Origin of the sequence: Mycolicibacterium aromaticivorans JS19b1 = JCM 16368, assembly GCF_000559085.1 — a bacterium.
Lineage (GTDB): Bacteria > Actinomycetota > Actinomycetes > Mycobacteriales > Mycobacteriaceae > Mycobacterium > Mycobacterium aromaticivorans.
In genome coordinates this window covers 45,922-63,003 of record NZ_JALN02000003.1, presented here as the reverse complement: position 1 = coordinate 63,003, position 17,082 = coordinate 45,922, and the positions used below count along the sequence as shown (strand labels likewise).

Annotated in this window: 14 protein-coding genes and 1 pseudogene; 1 reads left to right on the top strand and 14 read right to left on the bottom strand. The window is 64.2% G+C overall.

What is annotated here, in order from left to right:
• Positions 1-338: 338 nt before the first annotated feature.
• The 12 genes from Y900_RS28695 to Y900_RS28640 form a co-directional block, all read right to left on the bottom strand.
• Positions 339-836: an aromatic-ring-hydroxylating dioxygenase subunit beta gene (locus Y900_RS28695; protein WP_036349222.1), complete on the bottom strand. Its 498-nt coding sequence runs from the start codon at positions 834-836 to the stop codon at positions 339-341.
• Positions 830-2,011: an aromatic ring-hydroxylating oxygenase subunit alpha gene (locus tag Y900_RS28690; protein WP_011777805.1), complete on the bottom strand. Its 1,182-nt coding sequence runs from the start codon at positions 2,009-2,011 to the stop codon at positions 830-832. The genes Y900_RS28695 and Y900_RS28690 overlap by 7 nt, the downstream gene beginning before the upstream one ends.
• The gene (locus tag Y900_RS28685) at positions 2,008-3,111 is read right to left on the bottom strand and encodes a beta propeller repeat protein (protein ID WP_225933555.1); all 1,104 of its coding nucleotides are present in this window, start codon (positions 3,109-3,111) and stop codon (positions 2,008-2,010) included. Before Y900_RS28685 ends, Y900_RS28690 begins: the two co-directional genes overlap by 4 nt.
• The gene (locus Y900_RS28680; protein WP_011559050.1) at positions 3,108-4,133 is read right to left on the bottom strand and encodes a 2,3-butanediol dehydrogenase; all 1,026 of its coding nucleotides are present in this window, start codon (positions 4,131-4,133) and stop codon (positions 3,108-3,110) included. Before Y900_RS28680 ends, Y900_RS28685 begins: the two co-directional genes overlap by 4 nt.
• 57 nt (positions 4,134-4,190) lie before the next feature.
• Positions 4,191-5,018 (bottom strand): SDR family NAD(P)-dependent oxidoreductase, encoded by an 828-nt coding sequence (locus Y900_RS28675; protein ID WP_036349220.1) that lies wholly within the window; start codon positions 5,016-5,018, stop codon positions 4,191-4,193.
• A 19-nt stretch (positions 5,019-5,037) separates the two neighbouring features.
• Positions 5,038-6,414 (bottom strand): aromatic ring-hydroxylating dioxygenase subunit alpha, encoded by a 1,377-nt coding sequence (locus Y900_RS28670; protein ID WP_011855462.1) that lies wholly within the window; start codon positions 6,412-6,414, stop codon positions 5,038-5,040.
• A gap of 62 nt (positions 6,415-6,476) precedes the next feature.
• Positions 6,477-6,986, bottom strand: a complete 510-nt coding sequence (locus Y900_RS28665; protein ID WP_011891542.1) for an aromatic-ring-hydroxylating dioxygenase subunit beta — start codon at positions 6,984-6,986, stop codon at positions 6,477-6,479.
• Between the two features lie 557 nt (positions 6,987-7,543).
• On the bottom strand, positions 7,544-9,004 hold the full coding sequence (locus tag Y900_RS28660; RefSeq protein ID WP_011855464.1) for an aldehyde dehydrogenase family protein: 1,461 nt from the start codon (positions 9,002-9,004) through the stop codon (positions 7,544-7,546).
• A gap of 195 nt (positions 9,005-9,199) precedes the next feature.
• The gene (locus Y900_RS28655; RefSeq protein ID WP_011559042.1) at positions 9,200-9,490 is read right to left on the bottom strand and encodes a 4Fe-4S dicluster domain-containing protein; all 291 of its coding nucleotides are present in this window, start codon (positions 9,488-9,490) and stop codon (positions 9,200-9,202) included.
• The gene (locus Y900_RS28650) at positions 9,487-11,259 is read right to left on the bottom strand and encodes an FAD-binding protein (protein ID WP_011559041.1); all 1,773 of its coding nucleotides are present in this window, start codon (positions 11,257-11,259) and stop codon (positions 9,487-9,489) included. The genes Y900_RS28655 and Y900_RS28650 overlap by 4 nt, the downstream gene beginning before the upstream one ends.
• A 122-nt stretch (positions 11,260-11,381) precedes the next feature.
• Positions 11,382-11,891, bottom strand: coding sequence for an aromatic-ring-hydroxylating dioxygenase subunit beta (locus Y900_RS28645; protein WP_011777800.1), 510 nt, complete (start codon positions 11,889-11,891; stop codon positions 11,382-11,384).
• A 217-nt stretch (positions 11,892-12,108) separates the two neighbouring features.
• The gene (locus Y900_RS28640; protein WP_036348825.1) at positions 12,109-13,389 is read right to left on the bottom strand and encodes an IS256 family transposase; all 1,281 of its coding nucleotides are present in this window, start codon (positions 13,387-13,389) and stop codon (positions 12,109-12,111) included.
• A gap of 186 nt (positions 13,390-13,575) precedes the next feature.
• On the opposite strand from Y900_RS28640, the pseudogene istA reads away from it, so the two are divergent.
• Positions 13,576-14,316, top strand: a pseudogene (istA, locus tag Y900_RS28635) (IS21 family transposase); the annotation flags it as partial.
• 31 nt (positions 14,317-14,347) lie between these two features.
• Here the strand turns inward: istA and Y900_RS28630 are convergent.
• Both Y900_RS28630 and Y900_RS28620 read right to left on the bottom strand, forming a co-directional pair.
• Positions 14,348-15,546, bottom strand: a protein-coding gene (locus Y900_RS28630; RefSeq protein WP_420329855.1) for an IS3 family transposase whose coding sequence is annotated in 2 segments (ribosomal slippage) — positions 14,348-15,258 and positions 15,258-15,546 — 1,200 coding nt in all. Because the reading frame shifts where the segments join, the coding sequence is not laid out codon by codon here.
• Entirely contained in the window at positions 15,543-16,862 is a 1,320-nt protein-coding gene (locus tag Y900_RS28620; RefSeq protein WP_013472279.1) for an IS256 family transposase, read from the bottom strand. The genes Y900_RS28630 and Y900_RS28620 overlap by 4 nt, the downstream gene beginning before the upstream one ends.
• Positions 16,863-17,082 lie beyond the last annotated feature (220 nt).

Here is a 17,082-nt window from a genome sequence, read left to right as displayed (position 1 = left end):
ATCGGCGGACTCGGGGGCCACCAGCCGACCCTGAAGTTTGGATGGTGCTCATTTCGGCTCGAAACCCGATATCAACCAGTGGGATCCGACCTTGTCGAGGCTGACCTGGACTACGGAGTCGGTCTCTGTCGGCGCGTCTTTGCCCACAGTGGTGGTTTGGTCGACGAACACCATGGTCGTTGGCGTCCTGTACTCGCCATTCGATCAGCATGCTCAATTCTTTGGCACCCTGCCGGATCTCGGCCGAGTCGTTCCACAGGTCGCGGTACGCGCGTGCCCACTCGGGCGACATCAACGCAACGGCAGTCATTATCTAATCCACTCCTTCGGTCGACGAGTCAAACGGGGTACACGAGATAGCGCGGCGGAGTGTTGTCCACCACCACGAATTTCTGCTGAAACAGCGCGGTTTCATCGTCAAGGACGACGACGTCTTCGCTGTAGCCGCTGACCAGAATCCCCGGCTCGCCGGAGGCGCCGGTGTAGGTGACGAGGACGTTGGACCGTACCTCCCAGCGGTCTTCGCCGAGCTCACGCATCGCCGTACGCTGCTGAAAGTGGCGGGTGTCGTAGGGTTCGACCGTGCCCGCCCAGACCTCCTGGATCATCTTCGCGCGGTCGGCCAGCCGTTGCCGGCAATCGTCCATCATGTACGCCAGCGGCAGCCCCTCACGGACGTTCTCCATCGCGCGCACCTCGTAGGCACATTCCGTCGCGAACAGGGCAAGCCACGCGGTGAAGTCTTGATCGTCGACTGCGCGGGCGTAGGCTCCCAGCAGTTCGTCCACCAGGTACGCGGCACGTGCCCGCCGATCTTCGACGCTCGATGTCAGCAAAACTCCATCACCTCCTGGTAGTGCGCCCACCAGCCGGTATTGGCGACCTCGTCGTTCTGCGACGACTCCGACAATGGTCGGCCGACGCCGGCGACAAAGCGCTGATAGCCGCCGTCACGCGCGGTCGCCTGCACGCGGTTGTAGACGGCGGCGTCCTCGATACTGATGAAGCCGCTCGGCCCCAGCAGGTTTGACGACTGGCGGACTCGGTGGCGTGCGAAGTCCTCGGAGTCACTGGCATGGCCGAAGAACGTGTATCGCACCTCGGTACGATCAACCCCCAGCGGGCGGGCGTACCGGATGTTGATTGTGTCGACGTGACGCACGATCCCGGTAACCGGCCGTAACGCAATCACGCGGGCTCGGCTGTCATCCCCCATCCGCGTGACCACACTCGGGTCAGCCAGGAAACCGTTGTCCACGTAGGGTTGCGCATCGTACAGAATCGACATGTGCCCATAGGGCTCGCTGACCAGCACGTTTCCGCTGCCGCCCTGCCAGTTGAGCAGTTTGAACGCGCTGTGCAGCAGCGGCGCGTGATAGGGATCGTTGTCGATGTAGGTTTTCCAATTACTCTGAAACACCACCGTCTGGTAGCCCAGCAACGTCAAGTCCCCGTCATCGACCATGCAGTCGCGCAACGGATCCGCGCTATCGCCGAGATAATCGTCGAACGGCGGCGGCTGCGCAGCCATGCTGACGAAGATCAAACCCCACGCCTCGACTACGTGCAGCTCCCGGAGGCCGTAGTCCTCCTCGCGAAAGTCCGGGCGAAACTGCATGCGGCGGGGCGCGCCGGCGAAACGGCCGTCATTGTTGAAGATCCACCGGTGATACGGACACTCGAATCGCTCCGCCACCCCGCACCGGCGCTGTTCCAGTAGCGTTCCCCGATGGGCGCAGGAGTTGACGAACACGCGGATGCGGTCATCGCCGTCTCGCACCATCAGCAGCGGCACGTCGGCCAGCCATCTCGTCCGGAAGGCGTTGCGCTCGGCCAGCTCGGCCCGGTGCGCGATCGGATGCCAGTAGGGGCCATAGAAGATGCGGGTGAGCTCTTCCCGGTAGACGTCGGGGTCGCTGAACACCTCTTTGGGGATGTCCGCTGCAGAGGTGAACCGTTTCCGGATCGCCGGCTGTATGTGGTCGAACTCCATCGTCGGTCCAAGCTTCACTGCGCTGTTCCCTTCTTCGGCGTCGCGATGTGGGTGATCGCGCCCAGGCCGTCGGCCAGGCACTTCCAGGTGTGGCCCTCGTCTTCCGACACGTAAAGCCCACCCGCCGTGGTGCCGTGGTACAGCAGCAGCTCGCCGCCTTCAGTGAGCTCGCCTTCCAGCGCCCAGACCATGTCGAACAGGCCGCGGTCGTCCTCGCTATTCAGCCGTACCCAGGAGGCGCCACCGTCGTTGCTGCGGAAGAATCCCACGTCGGCGCCGCGGCGTCGGCGCAGTTTGGACGGCGACAAGAAATAGACGTTGCCGTTGATCGCGCCCATCACCAGCCGGCGCACTGCAGCCCACTTCGGTGGGATGCCGTCGGCCGCGGCGAGGAACACCACGTCGGGGTCGGCGGGATGCACCACGATCGCGTCTTCGGTGTAGTTGCGCTCGCCAAGTCCGTTGTTGGACTGCACCCAGCTCGATCCGCGGTCGGTGCTGCGGTAAATGCCCTTGCCGCCGCGGTAAGGCTTGGTGTCTTGGCCGGTGGTGACGATGAGCCGGTCGGGAGCTTCCGGGTGCAGGACCACGCGGTGGATGTCGTGACCGAGGCCATCGATCTCCTCCCACGTCTGTCCCCGGTCCCGGGTGATCAGGAGGGATCCAACTTCAATGCCGACGTAGACGACGTCAGCTTCTAGTGGGTGCACGGCGATGGTACGGACGTGCGCGATTCCCGGGCGGATGGGGAAGCTCCACCTTTTCGCTTCGGGTACGCCGAGGACGTTTCCACACTCGGCCCAGATCCCGTCTTGCCACCGCAGCAAGTGCGCTGGTTCTGTTCCGGCGTAGAGCGCGTTGGGCGTGTGCGGATCGAACGCCAGCGCGCGCACGTCGCGGTGGGCGAGGCCATCGCCGAGGTCAGTCCAGTGGTCTGCGCCCGCGGTGGCGAGAAACACGCCGTGCTTGTGGACGGCGACGGCGACGCGCTCGTCCTGGACAGCCATGGCCATGACCTGCCCCGGCAACTCGGGCCAGGCCCGGGCCTTGCCGTCGCCGGACACGGTGAATACACCGCGGCTTGTCGCGGCGACGACCATCAAGTCTCCCTCACTCACGGCTTCACCAGCACCTTGACCAGACCCTCCCGGCCCTCCAATAGCCCGCCCAATCCCTCCTTGACGGCGCGGTCCAGCGGGACTCGAGCGGTGATTTGCGGCGCGAGCGCGAGTTTTCCGTCGGCGATCAGGGCGAGAACGGCCGGGAAATCGTCGAACATGTCGTAACCGAAAACCATCCGGAGCTGAATCTCCTTGAGCAGATGGCGGTTGACATCGAGCGAGGCCGCGCCGGCCCACGACGACATCTCCATGAAACGGCCCTGTTTGCGGAGGCAGTCCAGGCCCTGTGTGAACGCCTCCGCGCTGCCCGCCACATGGAAGACCACGTCCACCCCTACACCGCGGGTCTCCTCCAGGATGCACGCGGTGGTCCCGGGGTCATGCGGATCGAGCACCAACGTGGCGCCGAGGTCGCGCGCCAGGCTGGCCCGCACGCCGCTTGGTTCCGTGACGAAGATTCGCGCAGCTCCGGCCGCGCGTGCGCACTGGATCACGGTGAGCCCGAGTGCCCCGGCACCGAGGACCATCACCGTTTCGCCGAGGAGCAGTTCCGCTCGCCGCACCGCGTGGAACGCCACCGCCGTCGGCTCGGTCAGCGCCGCCTCCTCGAGGTCCACCACGTCCGGCACTCGGACTGCGAGCCGAGAGGGCACTGCGACGTAGTTCGCGAGGCCTCCGTTTCGGGTGAAGCCGATCCATCCTGGGCGCTGGCACAAGTGGTAGAGCGACCGGTGGCAGTAGTGGCAGCTCCCGCAGAAATCCATCGGGATCACCGCGGCGCCCTCCCCGATGCGGGATTGGTCGACGCCCGCTCCGACCTCCACGATCCGGCCCGAGACCTCGTGACCGAGCACCACCGGCGGCTGCGAGAAGGTGGGCCCCGCGACATACTCGTGGAGGTCAGTTCCACACAGCCCTGTCGCCGCCACTTCGATGATGACCTCACCGTCCTGCGGCGCCGGGTCTGGCACCGACGTCAGACCGACGTCGTTGGTGCCGTTGAGAACGATCGCTTCCATCTCAGCTCGCGGTGCTTTCGTGGGTCCGGTGTAGATTCCAGCGGTTGGGGATCATGCTCATACCGCCTCGAACGCCCGGAAAGTGACGCCGGCGGTCATGCCTCCGTCGACCGGCAGTACGGCACCGGTGATGTAGGACGCCTCGGGCGAGGCAAGAAACACAGCCGGCGCCGCGATCTCGTCTGGTCCTGCGAAACGCTGCATCGCGCAGAGGTCCACCATCATCGAGGCGTGTTCGGGGTGCTCGGCCAGGAACCGTTCGATCCTCGGCGTGCGGGTGCCCCCGGGGGCGATCGCGTTCACGCGGATGTTGTCGCGGGCGAAGTCGAGGGCCATGTTCTTCGTGAGCAGCACGACCCCGCCTTTGCTTGCGCTGTAGGCGGAGCACCTGTTCTCGGCGAGGATCCCGGCCGTCGACGCGACGTTGACGATCGACCCGCCGCCACCCTGGCGCAGGAGTGGGATGACGGGTTTGGACATCTGAAAGACACTGCCGAGGTTCAGGTCGATCTGGCTGCGCCACTGCTCCTCGCTGATCTCCTCCACGTTGCGAGCCAGGCTCCCGCCGACGACGTTGAACAGTGTGTCGAGCCGCCCGAACTCGGTCAGCGCCCGTTCGACGACACTGTTGGCAACATCGCTGAGGCAAACGTCGCCGGCGACGCCGCAAACCGCCGCGCCGGACTCGGCCAATTCATGCACGGCCGCATCGAGGCCCTCGCCGTCGGTGTCGGCCATGACACAGCACCCACCTTCGCGGCACCACCGCAGGGCGATCGCCTTACCGATTCCCGCGGCGGCGGCAGTGACAATTGCGACCCGGCGGTCCCCCGCCGTCACGGCACTCACGCGGCGCCGATTGGTGAACGGGCGCACTTCGCGCATAGCCTGGGCAGAAGCTTCATCAAGCACGCCCGCCGAATGCGGGAGGCTGACCCATGTATTCCAGCCATCTCCCCCAAAACCGCCGCTGATTCTGCTCGGCGTACCCGCTCGGGAGGGCCTCTCCCGGCCCTGGCCAGTCGGTGAGCGGAGTCAAGTCCATGCCCATTTCGTAGTTCAGCAGGCCTTCACCGGCGAACGGGCCCTGGACAGATTCGGTGATGGCCTTCCATGCCTCGGCGTCGTCCTGTTCGAAAACCCCACCTGGGCCGAAGTTGTTGACGTAGGACGCCTGGGACGCATCGCGCAACCATTCCGGAGCATCGCGTTCGACCAGGAACCAGGAGAGGATCTCCATCCGATCATGGGAGAGCGGATGCCATACCCGGAACGTGATGAAGGGGGTAGGGGGCGACATGTGGTCCTGCGCGAGGGTCACGTTGATGAACGACAAATTCGGGAACACGGTGCCGTGAATAAAGGATGAGCGTCGCATCAGGTCCTTGTGTACCGGCGACGGGTAGGACGTCGCCATCTGGTCGACGACTTCGTCGGGGTATCCCTCGTACTCGGGAAAATCGGCGAGCGTGGGCGGAAAGCCGAGTACGCCGACGCCGTGGCCGTTCTGCAGCGAGATTTCCGCTGGTGCGCTCGCGAAGTTTGGGTCACCGGGCGCCATGCCTAGCTCGACCATCGAGCGGTGAGCAAAGAGGGTGTGGTAGGAGTCGCCGACAAAATTGTCGGCGGCTGTCTTCCAGTTCGCTGACATCACCCATCGATGCGGTGCCCCTATCACCTCCAGACCGCCCGCTGTCTTCTTCGCAATGAGGTCGAGGTAGAACGTCGTGTCGCCGAGGTAGTCGGTCAGGCTCGGCGCCTTCGGATCGACGCTGCCGAAGATGAATCCGGCGTACGAGTCGACATGGGGGATGTGACGTAATCCCCACTGCGACTTGTCGAAGCCGCCGGGATAGGCCTCCGTCATCGCCGGCACGCCGACGAGCTCTCCGGTGTTGCTGTACACCCAGCCGTGGTACGGGCATTGGAAGTGCGCGGTGTTTCCCATCTCAGCGCGGCACACGAGCGCACCACGGTGGCGACAAGAATTGGACAGCGCCTGGATGCGGCCGGAGTTGTCCCGGCAAACGATCACCGAATCGGCCCCGATGTGCCGCACGACGAAGTCGCCGGACTTGGCCAACTCCGACTCGTGTCCGAGAAACACCCAGGCGCGCCCGAAGATCCGCTCCATCTCGATCGTGTGTAGCGCGGGATCGCTGACGACGCGGGCCGGTAAGCGCCCGACCTTGAGCCCGTCCGCTACGTCGCGCAGCGCGCGCCGCAGGTAGGGATCGGTCGCGTCAGCTGTGCCGGTGGTTTCGGTTGTTTCGGTGGTCATGTGGTCAGACCCTTTCTGGAGTAGGCGATAGCCAAGGAGGAAGGCGGTGAGGGGAGCTGGCCCTACAGGACTACCGACAGGTTGTCGATGGGCAACGTCGAGTGGTCGAGCAGCACCTCGCGCCGAGCCAGCCGCAGCGAATCGTCGGTGCGGCGCAACACGTCGACGCGTTCGGCCGAGAGCAACTCCCAGCGGCCGCTGTCTCCGCGGCTGCGGAAGAACAACAGATTTGAGCGCACGGTCAACTCTTCAGTCCCCGGTCCGGCAGTCGTGCGGATGTTGGACACGAAGTGCCGGGTCCGCGACCGAGGTGACTCCGCCCACGAGAAGTCCGTCTCGCCGCGCAGGACCCGCATCTCCAAGCCCGTGTAGTCGTCGTTCCAGTGCGCGATCGCGCCCACCCAACCTGCGGAGTCCTCCCTCGTGGTGCGCACCGGAACCACATAGCGGATGTCGGGGTCAAGCAGACCCAACCATTCCCGGAACTGGCCCCCATCGAGGAGCTCCGCCTCCCGGAACATGAACTCCTCGACGGCCTCACGGGTATCCTGATCGACCGCAACCGCGTTCATCACACCGAACTCCTCGACCAGACCATCAACACTGACTCGACATTCTGCTGAACAGATGCGTCCTCCGCTGTAGAGAATGTAAGCTACGTCTCACCGGGCCGTCAAGACAACATCTCCGAATGGACCATGACCAAAACGGCTCCCACAGCAAGCCCCACGGCGCTCCCAGAACCAGCCCCACGGCACACGTCGTCGACAGCCAGCGAACCCATAGACGACGACCAGAGGCATCGCTCGGTCGTCGTCGCCTTGCCAGCGGCTTGACAGCGGCGGCGGCCCTTGCAATGTGCGCACAGTCGGTGAGAGCGCTGCCGGTGTGTTCCTCGTCGAGGCGTGGCAGCACACGCACGTCTATTGGCGGTCTCTACGTTAGGAGGGTCGAATCGCCGCGAACGTTGGGCCGGAATGGATCATTAATGGGGGCATCCCTGCCGAAGCACGCGCCGCCACGCCTTCACACCGTCGGCGGAGTTATCCCTATGCATCGATACCCGCCGCGTCGTCGTCGCTGATCTACGACCGTGACGCTTATGTGTTGGTCAGGCTCCCCGCCGGACTCAGGACAGCGGAGGGCCTGGCGGCCCGATGCGACGGCTGATTGTTTGTAATTCGGTGTAGGAATCCAGGCTGGCTGGAGAGAATTCGCGTCCCAAGCCGCTCGCTTTCGCCCCGCCGAAGGGTGCGCGGGGGTCGAGGGAGGTGAAGGTGTGGCTGTTGATGAAGACGGAGCCGGTGTCGAACCGACGGCCGAGCAGGAACGCCCGCTCTTCATCTGACGTCCAGATCGAGGCGGCAAGCCCGTATTGCGATTGATTCACGAGCCGGATCACGTCGTCGAGTTCGTCGTATTTCAGCACGGGCACTACCGGGCCGAACTGTTCCTCTTCGACGATTGCGAGGCGGGGATCAGCCGCAGTGACCACGCTGGGCATCATGAAGTGGCCGTGGTCCCAGGCCGCCGAATCGAGCCGCTGGCCGAGGGTGGTGACGGTCGCGCCGCTCGAGCGCGCGTCGTCCACGATCTTCTCGACGAGGTTCTTCTGCTGAGCGTTGTTCAGCGGCCCCATGGTGACTCGGGGGTCGTCGCCGGGCCCGACGACGATTTCATCCACGGCGGCTGAGAACGCTTCCACGAAGCGGTCGTGGATGCGGGTCGGCACGTAGATACGTTTCAGACCGAAGCACACCTGGCCGGTGGTCCCGAACGCGCCTTTTACGATCTGCCGCATAGTCTCGGGCGAGAGGTCGACGTCGTCGAGGAGGATCGCGGGGTCGTTTCCGCCCAGCTCGAGCGTCACCCGCTTGATGTCGCGCGCGGCCGCGGCCATAACTTTGCGCCCGGTATCGATGCCGCCGGTGAAACCAATCTTGCGAATTCTCGGGTGAGCGACGAGTGCTTCTCCGACCGCGTCGCCTCCGGTGACCATGTTGAGCACGCCCGGAGGGAAGTGCTGTTGGAGGGCTCGGACGACTTCGGCGAGAACCAACGGGGAGTTTGCCGCCGGCTTCAAGACGACTGTGTTGCCGGCGACGAGCGCGGGCGCCAGCTTCATGAATGCCAGGACCACCGGGAAGTTCCACGGCGTGATGGCGGCCACCGGCCCGATTGGGCGGCGGCGGATGAGGGTCGTGCCCCCGGTGTCGCGAATCTGTTGGTCTGCAAGGATTTCAGCCGAAATGCCTGCGGTGTAGCCGCAAATGCCCGACGCGAATTCGAGGTCGACGTGCGACTCTTCGAGGATCTTTCCGTTCTCCCGGCTCAGGATCGGCGCATATTCCTCGATCATGTCGTGGATCGTGCCTGCAGCGGCAAGTAGTGCTCCCTGGCGTTCTTCCAGGGGCCGCGATGACCATTCTGGGAACGCCATTGCAGCCGCTGCGACCGCTTCGTCGACCTGCCCGGGTGCGGCGTCTGGGACCGAACCGAGCAGTACCCGGATATCAGCCGGGCTGACGACGTCGATCGTCCGGTCGGACGTTTCCTCACGTCCGTCGATGATGAGGTTTGCGTTGATCATGCCGAAGTCCTAACTTTCCTGCGGGGAACGGTGGATTTGTAGGAGCCATGTCTGGGTCATCGAAGGATCGCCCGGCGACCGCCAGATAAGTGCCGAATCCGGCGCCGGCCGCATCGGGCGGCCATCATCGCCTGACCCCGCAGCCGGGACCTTGCCGACACCGAACACGCCCGACTCGCGCTATTCCGATGGACATCAAGTTTTCTTTTCGTCGGGCGGAGCGTCGCGGCTGCCGTCGAGGGGCTCTACGCCCGGGAGGAAGGGGTCGGGGATCACCAGTGCGTGGCTGACAACGATCGCGTCCACGTGGCAATCGATTGCGCACAACCGACAGGAATGACAGTCGTTGGGGTAGATGATCTTGGCTCGCCACTTGGTCGTGGCCCACGGTTCGTCGCCCTCCACCAGCCGGATCACCCCGGTTGGGCAGCTGTCGATGCAGACGTTGCACCCGTCGCACGTTGTTTCGTCGATGCTTTCGATCACTGAACCGCCGCCTCCTCACGGTAGCCTTGCGGCACGGTATATGGACTTGGATGGCGGCCGGGCGGGGCCTGCACCGGCCACGACTGGATCGGCAGGTCGCGTTCGCTGAACTGCAGATCGAATTCACCGCCGCTGCCCCGGCGCACGAGCAGCCACTTCAGCCACTCATCGTTGTCGGCGTAGGGGTAGTCGATACGAAACAGCTCCCCGCGACTTTCGGTGCGCCGCTTCATCGCCTCACAGGTGATGATCGCCAACGTCAGGTATGCGCGCACCTCATGCGCCTTCTTAAGTTCTTGATAGTCCGGCGCGAAAACGTAACGCAGTACCCGATCCCGGATCCGGTACAGCTCAGCGAGCGCTGAATCGATCCGTGCCTCCGACTTAAACAATGCGAATGCCGGATTGGCCGTCGCCTCGCCGATGGCTTTCCACACATCCACCGGCCGGACCTGCCGCAGCCGACGCATCGGCGCGAAATACTCCGCGAAGCTCTCCTGTGCCTGGTTCTCCCACACACTGCGCGCTACCGCGTGACCGCCGCGCGCCGCCGCCGCAGTGCCCGCCCGGTACCCCGCAACAGCCGAGAAGCTCGAGATCCCGCTGCCAGAAATTCCCGACATCAAATGCGGACACGCCGTGCCATACCCGGCCGCGTACAGGCCGGGCACTGTGGTGGCTCCGTCCAGGTCGATCGTGGGACCGCTGGTGCTGCTCGTGCCGAGCACGATGAACGGGGTCACCTCCAGCAGGTCAGTGGAGGGATCGACCTCAAACTCGGTAAAGGCGCGCCGCACCGTCGGAGACACTTCATACAGCACCTCTAGATCCGCCTGTGGTACGTGACGCAAGTCGAGATAGCACGGCCCTCGGCCCTCGACCATCTCGGTCATGATCGCGCGCGCGATGGTGAACAACCCGCCCTTATCGCCCCAGATCGGGTCATAGCGGTCCATGAAGTACTCGCCCGCCGCGTTGCAGAACTTGCCACCGATCCCCTGAATCTTGGCTTGACCCGGTGTGAAGAATGACCGATTGAAGTAACTCCAGGCAGCGAACTGGCCGAATTCCATGCCGGCGAACTCAGCACCCACTCGCCAGGCCGCCACATGACCTTCCCCGCTGCAATGGTCGGCGAACGCGTAATGCAGCTTGGGGTACCAAGGGCCGGTGTTGAGGATGACGCTGCCCGCCGTGAAGACATGACACTGGCCAGTGACAACATTTACCCCCACCGCACCACACACCGCACCAGCGGTGGGCCGACACCCGTCGGTGGTCAGCAGATCAATCACATCGACCCGCTCGAACAGTCGCACCCCCGCCGCTTTCATCCTCTCCTTGAGGATCTCCATACACACGCGACCATCCACACCCAGCGTCGTGCCAAGGTTGTGGCCGCGGACCGTCACATACTTCAGCGACCCATCCTCATGAGTGGAATAGGGCACACCCCACTCGATCTGCTCGTTAACCCTGTCATAGGCCTCGGCTATGTACTGCTGCACCCAATCCTGATCGGCCAAATAATTGCTGCCCACCACGAACTCGCGCGCCCACTCCGTCATCTCCTCACCCTGCACCCGGTGATCAGGGGCGTATTGGCTGTGGACATACGTCATCGGCCCTGCCCGAGACACCACCGCTTTCTCCACCAGAATCACCGACGACCCCAACTCCGCGGCCCGTAGTGCTGCCCGCACTCCGCCAATTCCCCCACCCACTACCAAGACGTCGCATTCTTGGACCGACACATCCAGGTCACCCATAACGCCAGTCACGCCTTCACCAACATCTCGATCAAGTCCGTCTCGGTTGTTTCGGTGGTCATATGGTTGGACCCTTTCTGGAATCGGAGATATCCACGCGGAGGTGGTGAACGGAGCTGGCCCTACAGGACTACCGACAGGTTGTCGATAGGCAACGTCGAGTGATCGAGTAACACCTCGCGCCGAGCGAGCCGCAGCGAATCGTCGGTGCGGCGCAACACGTCGACGCGTTCGGCCGAGAGCAACTCCCACCGGCCGCTGTCTCCGCGGCTGCGGAAGAACAAGAGATTTGAGCGCACGGTCAACTCATCAGCCTCCGGTCCGGCAGTCGTGCGGATGTTGGACACGAAGTGCCGGGTCCGCGACCGAGGTGACTCCGCCCACGAGAAGTCCGTCTCGCCCCGGAGGACCCGCATCTCCAAACCCGTGTAGTCGTCGTTCCAGTGCGCGATCGCGCCCACCCAACCCGCGGAATCCTCACGGGTGGTGCGCACCGGAACCACATACCGGATGTCAGGGTCGAGCAGACCCAACCATTCTCGGAACTGCCCCCCATCGAGTAGCTCCGCCTCCCGGAACATGAACGCCTCGACAGCCTCACGGGTATCCCGATCGACCGCGACCGCGTTCATCACACCGAACTCCTCGACCAGACCATCAACACTCACTCTCTATTCTGCTGAACAGATGCATCCTCCGCTGTAGAGAATGCTAGATACGTCACACCGGCCCGTCAAGACAACATCTCCGAATGAACCACGGCCAAAACGGCGCGCAACTAATGACGATGCTGCACAACCGATTGACGATGCGGGTCTATCTCGCTAACGGTGTTTCCGGCGTTTTTCATCAGTAGGTTTCGGCTGCCGGGAATCGGTCGGCGAAGGTGATCGCGAACGCATTGAGGGCAGGTTTCCACCGCATCGTCCATCGTGCCCTGCCGACACCGGTCGGGTCCAGTGATCGGGTCACCAGATACAGGCACTTGAGCGCCGCCTGCTCGGAGGGGAAGTGTCCGCGGGCCTTGATCGCGCGGCGGTAGCGGGCGTTGAGCGACTCGATCGCGTTCGTCGAGCAGATCACTCGCCGGATCTCCACGTCGTAGTCCAGGAACGGAATGAACTCCGCCCAGGCGTTGTCCCAGAGCCGGATCACTGCCGGGTAGCGCTGCCCCCATTTCTCGGCCAGCTCGTCGAACGCCGCCCGAGCCGCGGTCGCGTTGACCGCAGTGTAGATCGGCTTGACGTCGCCCTTGATCTCGTCCCAGTACTTGCGGGACGTGAGCCGAAAAGTGTTGCGCAGCAGATGAATGATGCACGTCTGCACGATCGCCTGCGGCCACACATTGCCCACCACCTCGGGCAGTCCCTTGAGCCCGTCGCAGACGACGAAGAAGGTGTCCTTGATGCCGCGGTTGCGTAGGTCGGTGAGCACGCTCATCCAGAACTTGGCGCCCTCCCCGCCGGTGCCGGCCCACAAGCCGAGGATGTCGCGTTCCCCGGCCAGGGTGACCCCGATGGCAGCGTAGAACGGCCGGTTGGCGACTTGGCCGTCGCGGACCTTGACCACGATCGCGTCGATGAAGATCGCGGCGTAGGTTTCATCCAGCGGTCGCACCGACCAGTCGTTCATCTCCTCAAGCACCTTGTCGGTGATGCGGCTGATCGTCTCTTTGGATACCGACGCCCCGTAGATCTCGGCGAAGTGCGCCGAGATCTCACCGGTGGTCAAGCCCTTCGCGTACAGCGACAGCACGACCTCGTCCACGCCGTTCAGGCGACGTTGGCGTTTCTTGACGATCTGAGGCTCGAAGGTCGATGCCCGATCGCGCGGCACGTCAAGTTCGACCGGGCCGGTGGTGTCGGTCAGCACCGTCTTGGTGCGGGTGCCGTTGCGGATGTTGCCCGACCCCGTCTCGGGCGGGTCGTGTTTCTCATAGCCGAGGTGCTCGGTCATCTCCTCATTGAGCGCGGTCTCGAGGACCGTCTTGGTCAACTGCTTGAGCAGCCCGTCGGGCCCGGTCAGCGACAAGCCCTGCTCCTGGGCCAATCGGACCAGTTCGACCGCAGCCTTCTGGCCTTCGGACTGCTCAGCCGCCTTCTTCTTCGCCACATCGTCCAGTGTCGTCATCACGGCACCTTTCTCGCCGAGCATCACTCAGCGTGTCAGTGCCGGAAACACCGTTAGATCCACAGTCCCGACGATGCTGCACAACCGATCTGTGTCGGCGTCGTGTGAAAACTGACCCCGTGTCAACGCCCGAATTTTGACCCCCTTCGTCTGATTCTCGGCTTACGAGCCGAGAGGAGAAGGGAGTTGTTGTCAGTGGAGGACTGGGCTGAGATCCGCAGGTTGCATCGAGCGGAGGGTTTGCCGATCAAGATGATTGCCAGGACGTTGGGGATCTCAAGGAACACGGTGCGGGCGGCGCTGGCCTCGGAGGGGCCGCCGAAGTATGAGCGCAAACCGGCGGGGTCTGCGGTGGATGCGTTTGAGGACGCGATCCGTGTCGAACTGAAGAAGACGCCGACGATGCCGGCGACGGTGATCGCCGAGCGGGTCGGTTGGACGCGTGGGATGACGGTGTTCAGTGAGCGGGTCCGGGAGCTGCGTCCGGCGTATTTGCCGCCGGATCCGGCCGGACGCACCAGTTATGACCCCGGCGATATCGCGCAGTGTGATCTGTGGTTCCCGCCGACGACGATCCCAGTCGGGTACGGGCAGACGCGGACGCCGACGCAGTTGCCGGTGCTGACGATGGTGCTGGGCTATTCGCGGTGGCTCTCGGCGATCCTGCTGCCCTCGCGGCGGGCGGAGGATCTGTTCGCCGGCTGGTGGCAGTTGATCGCAGCGTTGGGCGCGGTGCCGCGCACTCTGGTCTGGGACGGTGAAGGCGCGATCGGACGAAATCGTGGTGGCCGAATCGAATTGACCCGCGACTGCCAAGCATTCCGTGGGGTATTGGGCACCAAGGTGGTGGTCCTCAAGCCAGCCGAGCCCGAACACAAGGGCATCATTGAGCGGGCCCACGACTATTTCGAGCGGTCGTTTGGGCCTTGCCCCCATGTAGTGGACACGGGATTTGCGGTTATGCGGCTTCGGGCAGCGTAGCCGGTGTCAGGTTCCTTTCGTAGGTCGCGGGGCTGGAATGACGGCAGTAGGAGTGCCGTCGTGTGGTGTTGTAGCGGGCCAGCCACCGAAAGACCTCACGGCGGCAGATCGCCGCGTTCGGCCAGCAGGCACGGTCTTGCAGAATCTCGCGCTTGAGGGCGGCGTTGAACGATTCGGCCAACGCGTTATCGGCACTTGACCCCACCGCACCCATCGACTGGACGACCCCCAGATCGCGGCAGAGATTCGCGAAATCCCGTGAGGTGTACTGACTTCCATGATCTGCATGGAATATTGCACCAGCCAGTGAACCCCGCAGTGCAGCAGCGGCTTTGAGCGCATCGATGACCAGTTCGGTGCGCATGTGATCGGCGATCGCCCACCCGGCGACCCGCCGTGAACAGCAGTCGATCACGGTGGCCAGGTACAGGTTGGCGCCGGTCGCCAATGGCAAGTAGGTGATGTCGCCGACGTAACGGGTGTTGACCTGCGCGGCGGTGAAATCGCGTTTGAGCAGGTCGGGGACCTTCTGGTTCGCCGGGTCCGCCACGGTCGTCTTGACCCGACGTCGGCGTCGATAACCGGCGATCCCGGCGCCGCGCATCACCCGAGCCACCCGCTTGTGGTTGACCCGCTGCCCCTCGGGCGCACCGTCGTTGAGCTCGGCGGTGATCCGCGGCGCCCCGTAGGTGTTGTCCTCGTCGTGGACGGCGCGGATACGCTCGGCCAGCGCCTCGTCAGCAGCCCGACGGGCCGCTCGTCCGTCAGCACCGGCCAACCACGCGTAGAACGACGAACGCGCAACCTCGACGACTGCGCAGAGCCACTTCACCTCGAAGGCGTGCAGGTGGTCGGCGACAAACTGAAAGCGGCTCACCAGTTCGTCTCCCCGGCGAAATATTTGGCCGCCGACCGCAAGATGTCACGCTCGGTGGACAACCGCGCCTCGGTGGCGCGTAACGCCTTGACCTCACTGCGGAGGCGGGCCAGCTCCTGCTCAGGGCTCTCGGCCCCTGGCACAGGCTCGGCCACTACGACACCGCGGCGGTGCCGAATCGGCACCCCGGCCGACTTGCACCACGCCGAGAGCGTGGCCTCGCTGACACCGAGCTCGGCAGCGATCTGGGCGATCGTCGCGCGAGGAATTGTCAATACCTGTGGATCGGCGTGTTTCAGGCGACCTCCGTTCCGGCTTGCTGATCGCCGTCTGAGGGCGGTGTCGGTGGGGTGATTTCGGTGGGGCGTTCGAGCAGTTTGCCCTTGTGGAAGACCGCGCCGGCGCGGACCAGGGCGACCAGGTGTGGTGCGTTGACGGCACGCCAGCGGGCCGCGGCGGCGTCGATGAGCTTGTAGGCCATGGCCAGACCAGCCGCACGTGATCCCGGCCCCTTGGTGACCTTGGTTCTCAAACGTACTGTGGCAAAGGTGCTTTCGATCGGATTTGTCGTGCGTAGGTGGATCCAGTGCTCGGCGGGATAGTGGTAGAACTCCAGTAGGGTGTCCAGATCGTCGGTGATCTTGGCGACCGCCTTGGGGTACTTGGCCCCGAAGTCGACCGTGAAGGCCTTGACCGCGAACTGGGCCTTGTCGATATCCTCGGCGTTGTAGATCTCCTTGAGCGCCGACAACGCCGACGCGTGCGCTGATTTCGGCAGGGCGGCAAGCACATTGGCTTGCTTATGAAACCAGCACCGCTGTTCTTTGGTGGCCGGGAACACCTCGCGTACCGCTTTCCAGAAGCCGAGTGCGCCATCGCCGACGGCGAGCACGGGTGCGGTCATGCCGCGTCGTTTACAGTCGCGCAGCAGATCAGCCCACGACTCGGTCGATTCCCGGTAGCCGTCGGTGATCGCCACGAGCTCTTTGCGGCCGTCCGCGCGCACGCCGAGCATCACCAGCAGACACAGCTTTTCCTGGTCCAGGCGGACCTTGAGGTGGATGCCGTCGACCCACAGGTAGACGTAGTCGGTGCCCGACAGGTCCCGGGCGGCAAACGCGCGGGCCTCGTCCTGCCACTGGCTGGTCAGCCGGGTGATCGTGGTGGCCGAGAGCCCGGCACCCGAGCCCAGGAACTGCTCCAGAGCGGGGGTGAAGTCGCTGGTGGACAGCCCGTGCAGGTACAGCAGCGGCAGCACTTCGCTCATCTGCGGTGACTTGCGTGCCCAGGCCGGCAGGATCGCCGAGGAGAACCGTTTCCGTTCACCGGTGTCGGGGTCGACGCGTTTGTCGTTGACTCGCGGTGCTTTCACCTCAACTGCCCCGGCTGCCGTCAGCACCTCGCGGGCCTGGTGATAGCCGTTGCGGACCACCAGCCGATGCCCCTTCTCATCGAGCTGATCGGCGAACTGGGCCACGTAGGCGGCGACCTCAGCCTTCAACGCGGCGGCCAGCATCTGACGGGCGCCGTCGCGGACGATCTCGTCCAACAACGACCGACCAGCACCGCCAGTGCTTTCGTTGGCCTCGATGGCATCGTGAACTACGGTGAGCATGGGCGTACCTTCCCGAACCAGCGCGCCAACGCCGGCTCATGATCGGACCTTCGGATATTCAGATCATCCTCGGGAAGGTGCGCCCACTTTCACGCCCCCTCACCGAGGCTCATCCACAGGTTCTGATCATTGCTCTCGTCGCGCCCTCGGTGTCCCGGTAGAGCGCGACCGCGTCACGCTTGAACTCATCGGGGTAATTTTTCCTTGCCATCGGGTTGGA